The following is a 17349-nucleotide window of genomic DNA, read 5'->3' on the forward strand; positions in this document are numbered from 1 at the left end:
CCGTCGGGTGATCATGCGGCCCACGGTATCCACCCGTGCAGCACGAACGTCGACCCGTCGCGGCCGTGGTCGAGGCGACCCCCGCGCAGCTCCGCCCGCTCTGACAGGCCGACGAGCCCCAGCCCGGCGCCGGGCGTGCGGGTCGGGCCGAACCCGACGGGGTTGCGCAGCAGCACGTCGATGCCGTCGTCCGGCGACCCGGTCACCCGCACCGTCAGCAGCGCGCCGGGTGCGTGCTTGCGCGCGTTGGTGATGCCCTCCTGGACGATCCGGTAGACCGTCCGGCCCGCCGCCTCCGGCACCGGGTCGTGCACGAGGTCCTCGAACTCGATGCGGACGCCGGACTCCTCCGCCTCGTCGACCAGGCCTGCCAGGTCGGCGTACGTCGGCTGCGGCGTGAGCGTCCGCTCGCCGGTGGTGCCGTCGCGCAGGACCCCGAGCACGCCCCGCAGGTCGGTCAGGGCCTCGTGGGCCTTGTCGCGGATCACCTCGGCGCTGGCCCGGACCTCCTCGGGCCGGAGTCCGTCCCGGTACGCGAGCGCGCCCGCGTGCATGGAGATCTGGGAGATGCGGTGCGCGAGCACGTCGTGCATCTCGCGTGCGATGCGGGTCTGCTCCTGGCCGCGTGCCTGCTGGACCCTCAGCTCCTGCTCGGCCTCCGCGCGCTCGGCCCGGTTCCGCAGCGTCCAGATCAGCTCGCGGCGGGAGCCGATGTACATGCCCCAGCCGAGCACCGCAGCGACGGCGATGGCGTTCGCGATCACGATCAGCCAGAGCGGGTCGTCGTCGGGGGAGGTGAGGACGCTGAAGAGCTGCGCCGCGGCGAAGTTCACGGCCCCGACCAGCGCGATCTCCCGCCACCGCCGACGGGTCGCGACCGAGGCCGCGGCGAGCACCGACGGGCCGGCCACCGAGCCGGACACCGCGCCCGCCAGCGCGAGTACCACGGCGACCGTCAGCGGCCAGCGCCGGCGCCAGAACACCAGCACGTACCCGGCCGCGCCGATGGCCAGGTCGAGGATCCACCAGGCGTGCGAGACGTCGGCCTGGTGCTTCCACACCGGCAGCCACGCGACGGCGCTGAGGCACAGCATCACCGCGACGCGCCACAGGTGGCTCCACAGCCGCAACGGCGGCTGGTACTCGCACGGGTCCGGACGCTCCACGTCGCTCAGGCTAGGACGACGTACGCCGTCGCGCAGGCGCCCGGGGTCGCCACCGCCCCCTACTTTGGTCAGCGCCGCCCATCCGCGAGTCCGATGCGCGGACCGTCGCACGTCGGGCAAGGTGGATCCATGATCGAAGTCGTTGGACTCACCAGGAAGTACGGTTCGTTCACCGCCGTGGACGACGTGAGCTTCGTCTGCCAGCCCGGGCGGGTGACCGGCTTCCTCGGGCCGAACGGGGCCGGCAAGACCACCACGATGCGCGTCATGGTCGGGCTGACGCCGGCGACCGCCGGCCGCGTCACCATCGGCGGGCACGTCTACCAGGACATCCCGAACCCCGGCCGCCACGTCGGCGTCCTGCTGGACGCCTCGGCGCAGCACGCGGGCCGCACCGGCCGCGAGATCCTCGAGATCGGCGCGCGCACCATGGGGCTCCCGGACTCGCGCATCGACGAGATGATCGAGCTGGTCTCGTTGACGCCCCAGGAGGCGAAGCGCCGGCTCCGCAACTACTCCCTCGGCATGAAGCAGCGACTCGGCATCGCGCACGCCCTGCTGGGCGACCCGTCCGTGCTGATCCTCGACGAGCCCGCCAACGGCCTCGACCCCGCCGGCATCCGCTGGATGCGCGGCCTCCTCCGGGGGTACGCCGAGCGCGGCGGGACCGTGCTGCTCAGCAGCCACCTCCTGCACGAGGTCGAGCAGATCGCCGACGAGATGATCCTGATCGGCAACGGCCGGATCGTCGCCCAGGGCGACAAGAAGACGCTGCTCGCCGGCGCCGCGAAGGGCATCGCGACCACGTTCGTCACCGCGCTCGACAACCCGGCGCTCGCCGCCGCGCTGAGCGCCAAGGGCATCACCGTGGCCAGCGCCGGGGACGGACTGCGGGTCGAGGCCGAGGCGGTCGAGGTCGGCCGCACCGCCCTCGAGGCGACCGTCGTGCTCACCGACCTGCGCAGCGCCGACGGCGGCCTCGAGGACCTGTTCCTCGAGCTCACCGCCGACACCCAGCGGGAGACCGTCGTATGAACACCCCACGAAACTGCGGGCTTCCCCCGCTTCGCTCCGCCAGCCCGCACTTCCGAGGGGACCCCGCATGAGCACCGTGACCGTTCCCACGATGGACATCTCCGGCACCGCGCCGACGCCGTTCCTGCGCCTGGTCCGGGTCGAGGCCCGCAAGGCCTACGACACCCGCGCCGGCTTCTGGCTGCTGGTCTCGACCGCGCTGCTCTGCGCGATCGTGATGGTCATCCAGATGGCGATCGGCGTCAGCCAGGACGACGTGTTCCTCTCCTACAACAGCTTCCTGACGTCGACGAACTTCTCGATCGCGATCCTGTTGCCGGTGATCGGGATCATGCTCCTCACCAGCGAGTGGAGCCAGCGCACCGCGATGGTGTCGTTCTCCCTCGAGCCGAGGCGCCCCAGGGTCATCGTCGCCAAGCTCGTCGTCGGCCTCGTCCTGGCCGTGATCGCGGTCGTGATCGCGCTGCTGCTCGCCACGATCTGCAACGCGCTCTACAGCGTGCTCTCCGACGACCCGACCGTGTGGAACGCGAGCGTCGCACACACCGCAGGCTTCCTGCTGCTCCAGGTGGTCGGCATGCTGACCGGCTTCGCGTTCGCGGCGCTGCTGCTCAACACCCCGGCCGCGATCGTCATCTACATGGTCTACTCGTTCGTCCTGCCGGGGCTCTTCGAGCTCGGCGCGCAGCTGATGGACTGGTTCGACAAGATCCGTCCCTGGATCGACTTCAACTACGCCCAGGGCCCGCTCGTCGACGCGACCATGACCGGCAAGGACTGGGCCTACTTCGCGACCTCCGGCTTCATCTGGCTGGTGGTCCCGCTGGTGATCGGGTTCTCCCGGGTGCTGCGTGCCGAGGTGAAGTGATGACCGCGGTCCTGGACCTCTCGAGCACCCCGAGCACGCCGTTCCACCGCCTGGTCAGGGTGGAGCTGCGGAAGTCGTACGACACCCGAGCAGGCTTCTGGCTGCTCGCGGTGATCGCGCTCCTGGTGCTGGCGACCGAGGTCGTCGTGCTCGCGGTGACGACGGTGCAGAACGACGCGATCGCGTTCGGTGACTTCATCGGCGCCGCGGCGTTCATGACCTCGTTCCTCCTGCCCGTGCTCGGGATCATGGTGCTCACCAGCGAGTGGAGCCAGCGCACCGCGATGGTGACGTTCGCGCTCGAGCCGCGCCGGCCGCGGGTGATCGCGGCGAAGGCGATGGTCGGCGTGGTGCTGACCCTCGTCACGGTCGTGGTCTCGATCGCGATCGGCCTGGTCTGCACCGTGCTCTACGACCTGATCGAGGGCCACGCGGACTGGACGTTCGGCTGGTCCGGGTTCTTCGGGTTCCTCATCACGCAGACGTTCGCGATGCTCGGCGGCTTCGCGCTCGCCGCGCTCCTCCTCAACACACCTGCGGCGATCGTCGTGTTCTTCGTCTACAAGTGGGTGCTGCCGGGCCTGTTCGCGATCGGGGCCGCGCTGATGGGCTGGTTCGAGACGATCCAGCCCTGGATCGACTTCCAGTCCGCGCAGAACCCGCTCTACGACATGTCGCTGAGCGGCGACGACTGGGCGCACCTCGTCGTCTCCGGCTTCATCTGGCTGGTCCTGCCGCTCGCGGTCGGCATCTGGCGGGTGCTCCGCGCCGAGGTGAAGTAGGGCCTCCACCCGGGCGCCGGCGGTGTCCCGGGGCCGCACTAGGGTCGACCCATGACTGCACGCGAGGACGGCCGCGCCGACGACGAGCTCCGGCCCATCACGATCACCCGCGGCTGGCTCGACCACGCGGCCGGCTCGGTGCTCGTCGAGTTCGGCCGCACCCGGGTGCTGTGCGCCGCCTCGGCCTCCGAGGGCGTCCCGCGCTGGCGCAAGGGCTCCGGCCTGGGCTGGGTCACCGCGGAGTACGCCATGCTCCCGGCCTCGACCAACACCCGCTCCGACCGGGAGTCGGTGAAGGGGCGGATCGGCGGCCGCACCCACGAGATCAGCCGCCTGATCGGCCGGTCGCTGCGGGCGGTCATCGACTACAAGGCGCTGGGGGAGAACACCATCCAGCTCGACTGCGACGTGCTCCAGGCCGACGGCGGCACCCGCACGGCCGCGATCACCGGGGCGTACGTCGCCCTCGCGGACGCTGTCGCCCACCTCCGCTCGACCGGCGCGCTGACCGGCGAGCCGCTCACCGGGTCGGTCGCCGCCGTCAGCGTCGGGATCATCGACGGCGTACCCCGTCTCGACCTGCCGTACGTCGAGGACGTCCGCGCCGAGACCGACATGAACGTCGTGATGACCGGCGACGGCAAGTTCGTCGAGGTGCAGGGCACCGCCGAGGGTGCGGCGTTCGACCGCGCCGAGCTCGACGCGCTGCTCGCGCTGGCCGAGAAGGGCTGCGCCGACCTGACCCGCCTCCAGCAGGAGGCGCTGGGTTCATGAGGGGGCAGCGGTGAAGGTCTTCCTCGCCTCGCGCAACGCCAAGAAGATCGAGGAGATGCAGCGGATCCTCCGCGAGCACCTCCCCGAGATCGAGGTGCTGGGTCTCGACGACGTCGAGCCGTACGACGAGCCCGTCGAGGACCGGGCGACGTTCGAGGGCAACGCGCTCGTCAAGGCCCACGCCGGCCTGGCCGCGACCGGGCTGCCGTCGCTCGCCGACGACAGCGGCATCTGCGTCGACGCGCTGAACGGGATGCCCGGCGTGCTCTCCGCCCGCTGGTCGGGGCCGCCCAAGTCAGATGCTCGCAACAACCAGCTGCTGCTCGACCAGCTCGCCGACGTACCGGACGAGCGGCGCGGTGCCCACTTCCAGTGCGCCGTCGCGTTCTGCCACCCCGGCGGCGAGGAGCTGACCAGCGGCGTGATGCCCGGCCACGTCATCCGGGAGTGCCGGGGGAGCGGGGGGTTCGGCTACGACGTGCTCTTCGTCGCCGAGGACCGGCCGGGTCGGACGACCGCCGAGCTGTCCGTCGAGGACAAGGACGCGGTCTCGCACCGCGGCTGGGCGCTGCGCCGGATGGCGCCGATCGTCGCCCGGATCCTCGGCGACGCCTGACGGTGCGCCCGGAGAGACTCGAACTCTCACTGGCCAGGACCTAAACCTGGTGCCTCTGCCAATTGGGCTACGGGCGCGCGGGAGCAGTGTCCCAGACGGGTCGTCCGCCTGAGGGTGGCGTATACCCGCGCCAGAGGCGGACGACCCGGAGCGTCAGCGCGGCTCCTCGTCGGCGTTGTTGAGCTTCAGGTCCTTGCGCAGCTTGGCGACGTGGCCGGTGGCCTTGACGTTGTACTGCGCGAGGAAGACCTTGCCGTCCTCGTCGACGACGACGGTCGAGCGGATCACGCCCTCGACGACCTTGCCGTAGAGCTTCTTCTCGCCGTACGCGCCGTACTCCCGCAGCACCGTCTTGTCCGGGTCGGAGAGCAGCGTGATCGTGAGCGCGTCGCGCGAGCGGAACTTGGCGAGCTTCTCGGGCCGGTCCGGGGAGATGCCGAGCACCTCGTAGCCCTCGGCCTTGAACGAGTCGAGCGTGTCGGTGAAGTCGCACGCCTGCTTGGTGCAGCCCGGGGTCATCGCGGCGGGGTAGAAGTACACGATCACCTTGCGTCCCAGGAAGTCGCTGAGCGCGACGTCCTTCCCGGTGTCGTCGGGCAGGGTGAACTCGGGGGCGGTGTCACCGGGGGAGAGGCGGTCGTTGCTCACGAGCAGTACTCCTTGTCGCAAACGATGTGCAATAGCATAGGATCGGCACGAATGGATCGGCCGAGCCCAACCTAGCCGCTCGCCAGGAGGCACGATGCACGTCCCCGACGGGTTCCTCGATGCGCCGACCTCGGTCGCGACGGGAGCGGCGGCGGTCGCGTGCGTCGGCGTCTCGCTGGTCCGGGCCCGCCGGGAGCTCGACGACCGGACGGCGCCGATGGCGGGCCTGGTCGCGGCGTTCATCTTCGCGGTCCAGATGCTCAACTTCCCGGTCGCGTCCGGCACCAGCGGGCACCTCCTCGGCGGCGCGCTCGCGGCGGTCCTGGTCGGGCCGTGGACGGCGGTGCTCTGCACCAGCGTCGTGTTCGTCGTCCAGTGCCTGCTGTTCGCCGACGGGGGCATCACCGCGCTCGGGACCAACATCATGCTGATGGGCGTCACCACCGTCGTCGTCGGCTGGCTGGTCTTCCGGCTGCTGCAGGCGGTCCTGCCCAAGCGCCTGGGGGTCGTCCCGGTCGCGGCCGGCGTGGGCGCCTTCGTCTCGGTGCCGGTGGCCGCGACGATGTTCGTCGTCCTGTACGCGGTCGGCGGTACGGCGGACATCCCGCTGGACCATCTCGCGACCGCGATGGTCGGCGTGCACACGCTGATCGGCGTCGGCGAGGGCGTCATCACGTTCCTGGCCGTGGGCGCGATCATCGCCGTCCGCCCGGACCTCGTGCACGGCGCCCGCCGGGTGCTCGCCAGCAGGGAGCTGGAGATCAGGCCGAAGGCGGTCGCGTGAGGACCCGCTGGCTCGTCCTCGGCGTCCTCACCGTCGCGCTCGTCCTGGCCGGCGTGGCGAGCCGGTTCGCGGACCACGACCCCGACGGCCTGACGAAGGTCTCCCAGGACCACGGGTTCGCGCACACCGGCCAGACGCACGGCGCCGTCTTCGGCGGGTACGGCAGCGTGACCGGGATCCTCGGCGTCGTCCTCGTGCTGGCCCTGGCCGGCGGGATCACGTACGCCGTGCGCCGGCGCCGGTCCCAGGACGACCAGTCCTGAGATGGGCGCGGGACACGGCCACAAGCTGCACTTCCACGGCCACTCGGCCGTGCACCGGGCGCCGGCGCACCTGAAGATCCTGGCCCTGCTGGCGTTCATGATCGTGGTCGTCGCGACGCCCCGGGGCTGGTACCCGCTCTTCGGGGCGTACGTCGTCGCGATCGCGGCGGTCATCGCGGTCAGCAGGGTGCCACCCGGCTACATCCTCAAGCGGTCGGTCGTCGAGGTGCCGTTCCTGTTCTTCGCCGTGCTGCTGCCGTTCGTGGCCACCGGACCGCAGACCGAGGTCCTCGGCGTCACGGTCAGCCAGCACGGCCTGACGGCCGGCGTCGCGCTGCTGGTCAAGGGGACCCTGGGCGTCCTCGCCAGCCTCACCCTCGCCGCGACCACCGAGCCGCAGGACGTGCTCGCCGGTCTGGAGCGGCTCCGGCTGCCGGCCCAGCTCGTGCAGATCATGTCGTTCATGGTCCGGTACCTCGACGTCGTCACCGGCGAGATGCAGCGGATGCGGATCGCCCGCGAGTCGCGCGGCTTCAGCGCCCGCAACCCCCGGCACTGGCCGGTCCTCGCGCGCTCCGCCGGCGCGCTGTTCATCCGCTCCTACGAGCGCGGCGAGCGCGTGCACCTGGCGATGCTGTCGCGCGGCTACACCGGGAAGATGCCCCGATGAGCACCCCCGTCCTCGACGTCCAGGGACTCGCCTACGCCTATCCCGACGGCCACCAGGCGCTGTTCGGCGTGGACCTGCACGTCCACCGCGGGGAGCGGGTGGCGCTGCTCGGGCCGAACGGTGCCGGCAAGACCACGCTCGTCCTCCACCTCAACGGGATCCTCTCGGCCGGGTCCGGGGGGCACGGCGCGGGCACCGTCGCGGTCAGCGGGCTGCCGGTCGAGAAGGCGAACCTCAGCGAGATCCGGCGCCGGGTGGGCGTGGTGTTCCAGGACCCCGACGACCAGCTGTTCATGGGCACCGTCCGCGCCGACGTCGCCTTCGGCCCCGCCAACCTCGGGCTCCGGGGCGAGGAGCTGGACCGCCGGGTGATGGGGGCGCTCGACCAGGTCGGCATGGCGGAGTACGTCGACCGCCCTCCGCACCACCTCTCCTTCGGCCAGCGCAGGCGGGTCGCGGTCGCAACCGTGCTGGCGATGGAGCCGGAGATCCTGGTGCTCGACGAGCCGTCCTCGAACCTCGACCCCGCCTCCCGCCGGGAGCTCGCCGACATCCTGCGCTCGCTGGACGTGACCGTGCTGATGGTGACCCACGACCTGCCGTATGCCCTCGAGCTGTGCCCTCGCGCGGTCGTGCTCAGCGGCGGCAGCGTCGTGGCCGACGGGTCGACGTACGACGTGCTCACCGACGACGTGCTGATGAAGGAGCACCGGCTCGAGCTGCCCTTCGGCTTCGACCCCACGGCACTGCCCCGACGCTGACGGGGGTACGCGGGCGTTGATAGCCTCCATCCGACGTCGAGAACGAGGAGCAACCGTGGGCGAGGACCAGCAGCTGTCCGCTCTGGAGCGCGAGATCGAGGAGACCCGGGAGAACCTGGCGACCACGATCGACCAACTCATCTACCGGGTGCACCCGAAGACCATCGCGACCCGCGAGGTCAACAGCATCAAGGCGCACTACGTCGATGCGCAGACCGGCCAGCCGCGCACCGACAACATCCTCAAGACCGTCGGGATCGTCGTGGGCGTGGTCGGCTTCTTCGTCGTGGTCCGCAAGGTCGTCGGCTGACCGTGGGTGACAAGACCCCCATCAAGATGCTCCACGACCGCATCCTGGTCGAGGTCGACAAGGAGTCCGGCGAGCGCCGCTCGTCGGGCGGCATCGTGATCCCGGCGACGGCCGCGATGGGCGCCCGGCGGCTCGTCTGGTCCACGGTGGTCGCCGTCGGCCCGCACGCCCGCGCGGTCGAGGCCGGCGACAAGGTGCTCTTCGAGCCCGAGGACAAGGCCGAGGTCGAGGTCGCCGGGGAGCTGTACGTCGTGATGCGCGAGCGCGACATCCACGCCGTCGCCGCCGAGCGGATCGGCGACTCCGCCACCGGTCTCTACCTCTGAGCTCGTAACTCGCGAGTAACCACGCCCGTTGAGCGGGCATGCTCAGACGCCTGACCGCCGCTGCCGCGGTGACCGCTCTCGTCCCGCTGACCGCGGTCGCGCTGCCCGGCGGCGCCGATGCCCGCGCCCCCCACCACGACCGGTACCACGCGTCGATCGCGATCACCGCGCACGGCATCCCGCACATCACCGCCGACGACTTCGGCTCGCTCGGGTTCGGCAGCGGGTACGCCGCCACCGAGGACGCCGTGTGCACGCTGGCCGACACCCTCATCACCGCGCGCGGCGAGCGGTCGCGGTGGTTCGGCCCGGACAAGCGCTACAACGACCAGGTCACCCTGGACGCCTCGAACCTCCAGGTCGACGCCTTCGTCGCCGACCTGCACCAGCGGCACGTGGTCGAGAAGCTCCTGAAGGACCCGCTGCGCGGTCCGGGCGGGCAGGCGCGCGCGATGGTGCGCGGCTACGTCGCCGGCGCCAACGAGTGGCTGCGGACGAACGAGGTCACCGACCCGGCGTGCGCCGGCGCGCCGTACCTGAAGCCGGACGTGACGACGCTCGACCTGTGGTACGGCGTCTACCTCGCCAACCTGCTCGCCTCCGCAGGGGTGTTCGTGAAGGAGATCGTCGACGCGGCGCCGCCCAGCGCCGACGACCCCGGCCTGCCCGAGCTGCCCGTCAAGGCGTCGCAGGTCGACCGGGAGGCGCTGCTCAAGGCGCTGGGCCGCGACCCCGAGTCGCCGTTCGGCTCCAACGCCACCGCCGTCGGCGGCGACGCCTCGACCACCGGCAAGGGCATGCTGCTCGGCAACCCGCACTTCCCCTGGCGCGGCCGCTACCACTTCACCCAGCAGCACCTGACGATCCCGGGGAAGTACGACGTGGCCGGCGCCTCCCTCATCGGCTCGCCGGTGGTCAACATCGGCTGGAACAAGGACGTCGCCTGGAGCCACACCGTGTCCACGGCGTACCGCTTCACGCCCTACGAGTACAGGACGCCCGGACCCGGCACCACGTACCTGACCGACGCCGGGCTGCAGGAGCTGGTGCACGACACGGTGAAGGTCCGGCTGCCGCACGGGAAGACGGCGACCGAGGACCTGTACCGCACGCCCGAGGGGTACGTCGTGGACTCGCCCGCGACCCTGATGCCGTGGGGGCCCGCGAGCGTGTGGGCGATCCGCGACGCGAACGGTGAGCAGCTGCGCACCATCGACACGTTCCTCGACATGGGGAAGGCGACCGACGTGCGCGACCTGCTGCGCCGCCAGGACGCCGGCGCCGGGATGCCGTGGGTGAACACCACCGCGGCCGACCGGCACGGCGACGTCCTGTACGCCGACCACTCCGTCGTCCCCAACGTGCCCGACGACCTGGTGCAGCAGTGCCTGACACCCACCGGGATCGTGCTCCAGCAGGTGGCCGGGCTGCCCGGCCTCGACGGCACGTTCGCCGACTCGACCTGCGCGTGGCGCACCGACGAGGATGCGGAGCGGCCCGGCATCTTCGGTCCGGCGAACCTGCCCATGGAGATCCGCCGCGACTGGGTGATGAACGCCAACGACTCCTACTGGCTGCCGAACCCGGAGCAGCCGCTGGAGGGGTACGCCGGGATCATCGGGTGCGAGCGCTGCGTCCGCACCATGCGCACCCGGATGGTGTCGCACTACGTCATCGACCGGCTGGCGGCGGGCCACCAGGAGTCGCCCCGCAGCCTGCGCGGGCACGAGCACGAGAACCGCGTGATGGCCGCCGAGGTGATGCGCGCGGGCGGCGCGCTGGACCAGGTGTGCCAGGCGACGGGGGAGACCGAGGCCTGCCAGGTGCTGCACGACTGGGACGGCCACTCGAACACCGACTCGGTGGGCACCCACATCTTCGAGGAGTTCATCAGCCGGCTGCCCACCCCCACGCTCGGTGCGGTCGACCCGGTGTGGCTGACCCAGTTCGACCCGGGCGACCCGCTGAACACCCCGCGCGACCTGAACGTCGCCAACCCGCAGGTGGTCCAGGCGATGTCCGACGCGATCGCGTCGCTGCGCGACCGCGGCATCCCGTTCGACGCGACGTGGGGCTCGCTCCAGGTGGCCGGCGACCGCGGGGCGCCGCCGATCCCTCTCGGCGGCGGCACCGGTGACGCGGCCGGCAACGCGAACGCCCTGGCAGCGCGGTGGGTCCGCGACAACAGGGACCACTACCGGCCGATCACCTACGGCTCGTCGCACATCCAGGCGATCTCGTTCCTGCCCGGTGGCCGCGTCGACGCCCGCACGATCCTCACCTACGGCCAGTCCGAGAACCCGCGCTCGCCGTACTCGGCCGACCAGACCCGGATGTTCTCGAAGAAGAAGTGGGTGCGGTTCGCGTGGACCGACGCGCAGATCGCGCACGACCTGGTCCGGCGGTTCACGATCAGCGGCTGACCCCCAGGTGTGCTGCGGCCGGCGCGTCCCCCCGGTCGCGCCGGCCGCAGCCGTTCAGGTGAGCTTCGTCAGCGGACCCGCACCGTGAGCGTGCCGGTCGTGTCGCCGGTCGCGGCCGCCGAGCCGGCGACGGCGAGACGGAACTTGTAGGTGCCCTTCTTCGTGAGCTTCGGGAAGGTCACCCGGGCGGTGCCGTTGCCGGCGACGGAGATCGCCTTGACGGTGGTCCAGGTGCCGACCGAGCGGGCCAGCGTCCCGCGGGCCGAGCCGGCGGACCAGACCTGGAGCTCCAGGTCCTCGTCGCCGGGCTGGCCGACCACCACGCTGTCGCTGGCGATGCCGGAGCCCTGGTCGACGGTGAGCGTGCCGGTGCGGAAGCCGTCGACGTCGGTGCGGGCCTTCAGGACGCCGTCCTCGAGCACGCAGCCCACGTCGCCCTGCCAGTGGTAGTTGGTGCCGCCGACCTGGACCCAGGTGATGTCGTACGACGCGGTGCTCGCGTCCCACTGCGGGTGGTCGGCGAGGTTGAAGACGTGGTGGCCGTCCCAGGTGCCCTCGTTGTTGTGGAAGTTGAGGGTCCGGCTGCCCGCCGGGGTCTCGACGCGGATGTTGACGTCGTTGGCCTGGCCGGCCGGGATGTCCTCCGGGTAGTCGACGCCCACGCCGGCGCAGGTCGGGTCCTGGTACTCCCAGTCCCACGTGAACGGCTCGGTCGGGCCGGTGCCCGGGTCGGTGGTGCCCGGGTCGGTGGTGCCGGGGTCGGTGGTGCCGGGGTCCGTGGTGCCCGGGTCCGTCGCGTCGGCCCGGTCGCAGCTCACCCAGAAGACCTTGTACTTGGTCTCGGCGCCGTTCGCGCCGGCGGCCCGGGTGGTCACCTTGACGTGGTAGCCCTGGTTGGCCTGCGGGTCCGCGCCGGTGAACCTCAGCGTGTAGGTGCGCGTGGTGTTCATCGTGCTGCCCGACGCGGCCGCGCCGAGCTCGACGGCGTCGGGGCCGGCGACCTTGGTGATCACGGCGGACTTCGTCGGAGCCTGGCTCGCGAAGGTGACCGTCGCGGAGGAGCGCTGGAAGCCGTACCACTGCAGGTCGAACGTGCAGCCCACGTGCGGGTCGTTGCTCTCGTCGGCGGCGCCGCCGACCTCGGAGACCTTCAGCGAGCCCTTGTTGCCGCCGGCCGCGTTCGCGGACGGGGCGCCGAGCACGAGGAGCGCCGGCAGCAGCGTCGCGGTGGCGACGGCGGCGGCGGTGACGAGTCGAGCTCGCATGGGTGGATCTCCCTGAGGTTCGAATTCCGGTGGTGAGAGAACCGTGGCACGCGGGATCCGCCTCAAGACGGTCTGTGAACGAACCTTGTACCCAGGGTGGAGATACCTTGAGGAAGGCTTGAGAAAAGGAGCGAACCGGCGCTCAGGAGAGCCCGGTGAAGGGCTCCGTGCCGTTCACCAACCGCAGCCCGGACAGGCCCGAGTGGGCCTTCGCGAACGCCAGCTCCTTGGCCAGGTCGCCGATGTTGTTCGACGCCGGCAGCGGGGCCAGCCCGATCGTGGAGAGCACCCCGACCGCGGAGCCGTCGGCGCTCAGGAAGCCGGAGCCCGAGTCGCCGGGGATGCCGGGCGAGACGATGTACAGCGGGTGGGACCAGCCACCGTCCGCGGCCTGGTCCCCGAGGCTGATACCGGTGTGCGGCGAGAGGGGTGCCGCGCCGCCGCGCAGGCTCGAGTTGCCGTAGGTGTAGAGCTGGTCACCGGCCGCCGTGCCGTCGGTGTCGATGCCGGCCGGGCCGCCCCAGAACGGCACCGACGGGTTCACCTTCCCCGCGTCCGCGGCGGCGACCCTCACCAGGGCCAGGTCGTTGTAGGCGCAGGTGTTCGCCGCCTTGGTGCCGAGCTTCTGCATGGTGACCCACGAGGAGTAGGCGAGCGTGCCGGAGCCCACCCTGGTGCCATCGCCGGCGAGGTTGCCGCCCTCGCGGAAGCTGACCCTGGTGCCCAGCGGCAGTGACTTCGTCGAGCAGCCGTCGGTGTCCGTGGCGGCGCCCTCACCGGCACAGTGCGCGGCGTACCCGACGTACACGTGCCCGGCGCCGTCGGTGTAGACGAAGTTCGCGGTGCACTGGGCACCCTTCGTGTACATCATCGTGCCGGGATGGATGGCGGCCTGGTCGGCGGCCGCCCACCGGGTCTGCGCCGAGGCGCCGGCATCGGCTCGGGGGGCGACGAGCGAGACGGCGACGGTCAGGATCGCGGCGGTGACGGCGGCTGCGGTACGCATACCCGGAGAACGAGCCGCTCCGAGCGAGGGTTACGCGTCAGCGCAGCGCGCCGTAGGCGCGCGTGGGCCGCAGTCGCACCACGACCCGGCGCTCGCGCACCATCGCGGCCCGGTAGTCCTCCCAGTCGTCGTGCTCGCCCGACAGCGAGCGGTACAGCTCGACCAGCTCGTCGACGGTGGCGTCGTGGGGGTCGGCGGCGACCTCGGAGAGCTCCACGTCGCCCTCGAGGACGGCGTAGGACCAGAAGCTCTCGCCGTTGACGAGGAGGGCTGCCCACGGCGTGCGCCGGAGGTTGGCGTACTTCGCCCGGTCGGCGGTGGTCGAGACCCGGACGACCCCGTCGTCGCCGACGCCGTGCAGGACGTTGGAGAGCTGCGGGCGGCCGTCCCTGCGCAGCGTGGTCAGCACGGACTGGTGGGTGGCGCGCGCGGCGCCGAGCGCCTGGTCGAGGTCCATGTCGGCTCAGCCGCCGCTCAGCCCGTTTTGTTCCGCAGCGGGCAGGTGGCCGGACCCTCCAGCACCGCCCCGTCGGGGCGGAACCGCGACCCGTGGAGCGGACAGTCCCAGCTCTCCTCGGCGTCGTTCCACCGCAGCACGCCGCCGAGATGGGTGCACACCGGCGGGTCGTCCCGGGTCGCCAGCCGGTGGACCCATCCGGAGGTCATCTCCAGGGCGACGTGGGCGTTGATGCGCAGGGCGTCGGGGATGCCGGTCAGCTCCCGGCTGCTCCACGGCCGGTAGGCCGCTGCCCACGGCTGGTGTCCCTCGAGCATCCGGCCGCTCAGCGCGAGGGCGGCCGCGACGCCGTTGGTCAGCCCCCACTTCGAGTAGCCGCCGGCGACCAGGATGCCGCCGAGGCCGGGCAGCAGCGGGCCGGCGTACGGCAGGGCGTGGTGCGGCACGTAGTCCTGCGCCGACCACGCGTGCGTCTCCTCGGTGCCCGGGAAGTGCTCCGCGGTCCAGGCCCGGAGCCGGTCCAGGTGGCCGCGCTCGGAGGTGTCGGCGCCGACCTTGTGGCCCTCGCCGCCGACGAGCAGCAGGTCCTCGGGCGCGTCGCGCAACGACCGGGTCGGGCCGTCGGCCGAGAGGTACATGCCGTCCACGAGCCGGCCGGACCCGCGGAAGGCCAGGCCGTAGGAGCGCGTCGGCTCGGCACGCGCGAAGAACGCACCGCGGTCGAGGATCGGCATGTTCGTCGCGACGACCACGGTGGCGGCGCCGGCGTCGCCCGCGTCGGTGACGACCCGGCTCGGGCCATGGCCCTGCACCCGGCGCACACGCACCCCCTCGGCGATCACCGCGCCGTGCTCGCGCGCGTGCGCGGCCAGCGCCTCGAGCAGCTCCATCGGGTCGAGCTGCGCCTGGTCGTCCATCCGAACCGCACCGGTGGTGGGGTACGGCAGCGGCACCTCGTCGACCCACTCGGCCTGCTCGAGGCCGGCCTTGTGCAGCGCGTCCAGCTCGGCCCGCACCGACTTCGCGCCCGCCGGCGTGGTCGCGTACGTGTACGCCGGGCGCCGCTGGTAGCCGACGCCGTGGTCCTCGCAGAAGCGCACGATCCAGGCGAGGCCCTCGGCGTTCGCGTCGGCGTACTCCCGCAGCACGCTCGTCGGGTGCCGCCTCGAGATCCGGGAGTAGCGCGTGCCCTGGACGAGGCTCACCTTGGCGGTGCTCCCGCCGGTCGTGCCCGCCCCGACGTGCCGGCCCTCGAGGACGAGCACGGACCGGCCCGCGCGAGCGGCCAGCGCCGCCGTGGTCAGCCCCGTGAGGCCGGCGCCGACGAGGACGACGTCCCAGTCGCCGGCGACCGCCGGGGGCTCGGGCTCCTCCCGGGGATGGCGGTCGTGCCAGAGCGAGGTGAGTGCCATGTCAGTCCTTCCGGTGCCCGGGACGGACTCGGGAGGCGAGCCGGATCCGGCGACCCCTGCGCTCGTCCTCCTCCTCCTTCGCGCGGGACTTGTCGATGTTGCGGGTGTCGCGGGGCGGCAGCTGGAGCTCCCGCTCGGCAGGGATCCCGGACTGGAGCTCACGGCCGCGCTCGAGCTCGGCGTCCAGCTCGGCGCCGAACAGGAGCGCGAGGTTGGTGAGCCACAGCCACAGCAGGAACGCGATCACGCCGCCGAGCGCGCCGTAGGTGCGGTCGTAGGAGGAGAAGTTCCCGACGTAGAACCCGAAGGCCGCCGACAGCACCGCCCAGCTGACGATCGCGGCGACGGCGCCGACACTCACCCAGCGGAACCGCGGCTGCCGCACGTTCGGGGTCGCGTAGTACAGCAGCGCGATGATCACGACCATCACGAGGAAGATCACCGGCCACTTCGCGATGTCCCAGACCAGCCGGATCGCGGACCCGGCGCCGATCGCCTTGCCGACCGCGGTCGTGACGGGGCCGGTCACGACGAGAGCCAGCAGGACGGCCGCGGCGAGGACGACCAGCACGAGGGTCAGCAGGAGCATGGCCGGGCGCAGCTTCCACACGGGCCGGCCCTCGTCGACCTCGTAGACCTTGTTCATCGCGCGGCCGAACGCCCCGACGTACCCACTGGCCGACCAGAGGGCGCCGCCCAGCCCGAGCACGAACGCCAGGCCTGCCGACTGCGAGCGGCTCACCTCGAGCAGCGGGCCGCGGACGCTCCCGACGACCGAGCCGCCGCCGAGGTCCTCGACGATCCCGAGGACGGTCTGGACGCTGCTGGTGCCCTGCCCGACCAGTCCGAGCAGGGAGGTCAGCGCAATGGCGGCGGGGAAGATCGCCAGGACGGCGTAGTAGGTCAGCGCAGCACCGAGGTCGGTGCACTGGTCGGAGCTGAACTCGCGGTAGGTCCTGCGCAGCACGTAGCGCCACGAGGGTGCGGTGAGGTCGGTCGGGGACTGGACCTCCCCTGCGTCCGGGTCCGAGTGTGTCGTCGCCATGCCCATGGGTTCCCGGCACGCGGGATCGGTATGCCGGTCAGTCGGGTGGCGCGAACCCGTGCTGCAGGCACCACGCGACCGCTCGGCTGCGGGAGGTGGCGCCGATCTTGGCGTACGCCGAGCGGATGTAGGTCTTGACCGAGTTGATCGACAGGAAGAGCCGCTCCGCGATCTCCATGTTGCTCGCGCCCTGCGCGATCAGCGCCAGGACCTCGACCTCGCGAGGAGTCAGCCCGACGTGACTGCCGAGCGTGTCCACGCGCCCCGGGATCTCCCGGCCGCCGGCGGCCGCCTCGACCGCCTCCACCAGCTCGCGTGAGCCCACGCTCATCGAGATCCAGGCGTGCGCTCCGGCGGCCAGCGCCCGGGCCCGCAGGTCGGGTCGGAGGTCGCGGCTGACCGCGACGACCACCGAACGGGTGCGGCCGAGCAGCTCGGCGAGGTCGGAGCCGTTCGTGCGATGCACCCCGAACACGTCGTACAGCACCACCTCGGCCTGCTCGACGCCGGTGATCACCGAGCGTCCGGGATGCTCGGCGAGCATCGCCGCCAGACCCTTGCCGAGGACCTCCTGCGCGTACACGATCCCCACGCGGGTCGGTCGGCCGGACATGGGCACCATCGTGGCGGCGGAGCCCGTCGGACATCGCGCGTGGCGTTACCCCCGAAGGGGTGATTTTGGTCTGAGCCGACCTTTCCGGGAGCGCGGGATCGACGGTTTGCGGGCGGTCCCGCTGC

General features: G+C 71.8%; 20 protein-coding genes and 1 tRNA gene. 12 read left to right on the forward strand and 9 right to left on the reverse strand.

Annotation, left to right across the window (positions count from 1 at the left end):
- Positions 1-11: 11 nt before the first annotated feature.
- The gene (locus ACVW2K_RS09505) at positions 12-1166 is read right to left on the reverse strand and encodes a sensor histidine kinase (protein WP_457202343.1); all 1155 of its coding nucleotides are present in this window, start codon (positions 1164-1166) and stop codon (positions 12-14) included.
- 129 nt (positions 1167-1295) lie between these two features.
- Between ACVW2K_RS09505 and ACVW2K_RS09510 the strand changes: the two genes are divergently transcribed.
- From ACVW2K_RS09510 to rdgB, 5 genes are all read left to right on the forward strand, one after another.
- Positions 1296-2201, forward strand: a complete 906-nt coding sequence (locus ACVW2K_RS09510) for an ABC transporter ATP-binding protein (RefSeq protein WP_028638946.1) — start codon at positions 1296-1298, stop codon at positions 2199-2201.
- 67 nt (positions 2202-2268) lie between these two features.
- Positions 2269-3069, forward strand: a complete 801-nt coding sequence (locus ACVW2K_RS09515; protein ID WP_028638945.1) for an ABC-2 transporter permease — start codon at positions 2269-2271, stop codon at positions 3067-3069.
- The gene (locus tag ACVW2K_RS09520; RefSeq protein WP_457202344.1) at positions 3069-3851 is read left to right on the forward strand and encodes an ABC transporter permease; all 783 of its coding nucleotides are present in this window, start codon (positions 3069-3071) and stop codon (positions 3849-3851) included. The genes ACVW2K_RS09515 and ACVW2K_RS09520 overlap by 1 nt, the downstream gene beginning before the upstream one ends.
- A gap of 51 nt (positions 3852-3902) precedes the next feature.
- Positions 3903-4625 carry a ribonuclease PH gene (rph, locus tag ACVW2K_RS09525; protein WP_457202345.1) on the forward strand — a complete coding sequence of 241 codons (723 nt, stop codon included), beginning with the start codon at positions 3903-3905 and terminating at the stop codon, positions 4623-4625.
- Between the two features lie 10 nt (positions 4626-4635).
- Entirely contained in the window at positions 4636-5241 is a 606-nt protein-coding gene (rdgB, locus tag ACVW2K_RS09530) for an RdgB/HAM1 family non-canonical purine NTP pyrophosphatase (protein WP_457202346.1), read from the forward strand.
- 3 nt (positions 5242-5244) lie between these two features.
- On the opposite strand, the gene ACVW2K_RS09535 is transcribed toward rdgB, so the two are convergent.
- A tRNA-Leu gene (locus ACVW2K_RS09535) sits at positions 5245-5318 on the reverse strand.
- 76 nt (positions 5319-5394) lie between these two features.
- Positions 5395-5889: a thioredoxin-dependent thiol peroxidase gene (bcp, locus tag ACVW2K_RS09540; RefSeq protein WP_457202347.1), complete on the reverse strand. Its 495-nt coding sequence runs from the start codon at positions 5887-5889 to the stop codon at positions 5395-5397.
- 94 nt (positions 5890-5983) lie between these two features.
- On the opposite strand from bcp, the gene ACVW2K_RS09545 reads away from it, so the two are divergent.
- Genes ACVW2K_RS09545 through ACVW2K_RS09575 form a run of 7 tightly spaced genes read left to right on the forward strand, consistent with a single transcriptional unit; the run spans position 5984 to position 11426 of the window.
- Positions 5984-6673, forward strand: a complete 690-nt coding sequence (locus tag ACVW2K_RS09545) for an energy-coupling factor ABC transporter permease (RefSeq protein ID WP_457202348.1) — start codon at positions 5984-5986, stop codon at positions 6671-6673.
- Complete coding sequence (locus tag ACVW2K_RS09550) at positions 6670-6936, forward strand: PDGLE domain-containing protein (protein WP_036571708.1); 267 nt, start codon at positions 6670-6672, stop codon at positions 6934-6936. Before ACVW2K_RS09545 ends, ACVW2K_RS09550 begins: the two co-directional genes overlap by 4 nt.
- A 1-nt stretch (position 6937) precedes the next feature.
- Entirely contained in the window at positions 6938-7606 is a 669-nt protein-coding gene (gene cbiQ / locus ACVW2K_RS09555) for a cobalt ECF transporter T component CbiQ (protein ID WP_036571706.1), read from the forward strand.
- Positions 7603-8367 (forward strand): energy-coupling factor ABC transporter ATP-binding protein, encoded by a 765-nt coding sequence (locus ACVW2K_RS09560; RefSeq protein WP_028638939.1) that lies wholly within the window; start codon positions 7603-7605, stop codon positions 8365-8367. The genes cbiQ and ACVW2K_RS09560 overlap by 4 nt, the downstream gene beginning before the upstream one ends.
- A 55-nt stretch (positions 8368-8422) precedes the next feature.
- Positions 8423-8677 carry a DUF3618 domain-containing protein gene (locus ACVW2K_RS09565; RefSeq protein ID WP_028638938.1) on the forward strand — a complete coding sequence of 85 codons (255 nt, stop codon included), beginning with the start codon at positions 8423-8425 and terminating at the stop codon, positions 8675-8677.
- A gap of 2 nt (positions 8678-8679) precedes the next feature.
- Positions 8680-9003: a GroES family chaperonin gene (locus ACVW2K_RS09570; RefSeq protein ID WP_028638937.1), complete on the forward strand. Its 324-nt coding sequence runs from the start codon at positions 8680-8682 to the stop codon at positions 9001-9003.
- 38 nt (positions 9004-9041) lie between these two features.
- Entirely contained in the window at positions 9042-11426 is a 2385-nt protein-coding gene (locus tag ACVW2K_RS09575; protein ID WP_457202349.1) for a penicillin acylase family protein, read from the forward strand.
- A 68-nt stretch (positions 11427-11494) separates the two neighbouring features.
- Here ACVW2K_RS09575 and ACVW2K_RS09580 read toward each other — a convergent pair whose 3' ends face one another.
- The 6 genes from ACVW2K_RS09580 to ACVW2K_RS09605 all read right to left on the reverse strand — a co-directional run bounded on the left by ACVW2K_RS09580 (position 11495) and on the right by ACVW2K_RS09605 (position 17224).
- The gene (locus ACVW2K_RS09580) at positions 11495-12691 is read right to left on the reverse strand and encodes a hypothetical protein (protein WP_457202350.1); all 1197 of its coding nucleotides are present in this window, start codon (positions 12689-12691) and stop codon (positions 11495-11497) included.
- A gap of 142 nt (positions 12692-12833) precedes the next feature.
- The gene (locus ACVW2K_RS09585; RefSeq protein WP_457202351.1) at positions 12834-13697 is read right to left on the reverse strand and encodes a hypothetical protein; all 864 of its coding nucleotides are present in this window, start codon (positions 13695-13697) and stop codon (positions 12834-12836) included.
- Between the two features lie 37 nt (positions 13698-13734).
- The gene (locus tag ACVW2K_RS09590; protein ID WP_028638934.1) at positions 13735-14154 is read right to left on the reverse strand and encodes a PPOX class F420-dependent oxidoreductase; all 420 of its coding nucleotides are present in this window, start codon (positions 14152-14154) and stop codon (positions 13735-13737) included.
- A 17-nt stretch (positions 14155-14171) separates the two neighbouring features.
- Complete coding sequence (locus ACVW2K_RS09595; protein ID WP_457202352.1) at positions 14172-15566, reverse strand: FAD-dependent oxidoreductase; 1395 nt, start codon at positions 15564-15566, stop codon at positions 14172-14174.
- 1 nt (position 15567) lies between these two features.
- A complete protein-coding gene (locus ACVW2K_RS09600) occupies positions 15568-16611 on the reverse strand; it encodes a YihY/virulence factor BrkB family protein (RefSeq protein WP_457202353.1) in 1044 nt (347 codons plus the stop codon).
- A 37-nt stretch (positions 16612-16648) separates the two neighbouring features.
- On the reverse strand, positions 16649-17224 hold the full coding sequence (locus ACVW2K_RS09605; RefSeq protein WP_028638932.1) for a helix-turn-helix transcriptional regulator: 576 nt from the start codon (positions 17222-17224) through the stop codon (positions 16649-16651).
- Between the last annotated feature and the right edge of the window lie 125 nt (positions 17225-17349).

The organism is Nocardioides sp. HB32 (assembly GCF_054058995.1).

What these genes read in the sequence shown, in the direction of transcription:
- rph (WP_457202345.1), top strand. Translation starts at nt 3,903, where the DNA reads ATGACTGCACGCGAGGACGGCCGCGCCGACGACGAGCTCCGGCCCATC.
- cbiQ (WP_036571706.1), top strand. Translation starts at nt 6,938, where the DNA reads ATGGGCGCGGGACACGGCCACAAGCTGCACTTCCACGGCCACTCGGCC.
- ACVW2K_RS09545 (WP_457202348.1), top strand. Translation starts at nt 5,984, where the DNA reads ATGCACGTCCCCGACGGGTTCCTCGATGCGCCGACCTCGGTCGCGACG.
- ACVW2K_RS09590 (WP_028638934.1), bottom strand. Translation starts at nt 14,154, where the DNA reads ATGGACCTCGACCAGGCGCTCGGCGCCGCGCGCGCCACCCACCAGTCC.
- ACVW2K_RS09605 (WP_028638932.1), bottom strand. Translation starts at nt 17,224, where the DNA reads ATGTCCGGCCGACCGACCCGCGTGGGGATCGTGTACGCGCAGGAGGTC.
- ACVW2K_RS09510 (WP_028638946.1), top strand. Translation starts at nt 1,296, where the DNA reads ATGATCGAAGTCGTTGGACTCACCAGGAAGTACGGTTCGTTCACCGCC.
- ACVW2K_RS09515 (WP_028638945.1), top strand. Translation starts at nt 2,269, where the DNA reads ATGAGCACCGTGACCGTTCCCACGATGGACATCTCCGGCACCGCGCCG.
- ACVW2K_RS09595 (WP_457202352.1), bottom strand. Translation starts at nt 15,566, where the DNA reads ATGGCACTCACCTCGCTCTGGCACGACCGCCATCCCCGGGAGGAGCCC.
- ACVW2K_RS09575 (WP_457202349.1), top strand. Translation starts at nt 9,042, where the DNA reads ATGCTCAGACGCCTGACCGCCGCTGCCGCGGTGACCGCTCTCGTCCCG.
- ACVW2K_RS09600 (WP_457202353.1), bottom strand. Translation starts at nt 16,611, where the DNA reads ATGGCGACGACACACTCGGACCCGGACGCAGGGGAGGTCCAGTCCCCG.
- ACVW2K_RS09580 (WP_457202350.1), bottom strand. Translation starts at nt 12,691, where the DNA reads ATGCGAGCTCGACTCGTCACCGCCGCCGCCGTCGCCACCGCGACGCTG.
- ACVW2K_RS09585 (WP_457202351.1), bottom strand. Translation starts at nt 13,697, where the DNA reads ATGCGTACCGCAGCCGCCGTCACCGCCGCGATCCTGACCGTCGCCGTC.
- ACVW2K_RS09560 (WP_028638939.1), top strand. Translation starts at nt 7,603, where the DNA reads ATGAGCACCCCCGTCCTCGACGTCCAGGGACTCGCCTACGCCTATCCC.
- ACVW2K_RS09520 (WP_457202344.1), top strand. Translation starts at nt 3,069, where the DNA reads ATGACCGCGGTCCTGGACCTCTCGAGCACCCCGAGCACGCCGTTCCAC.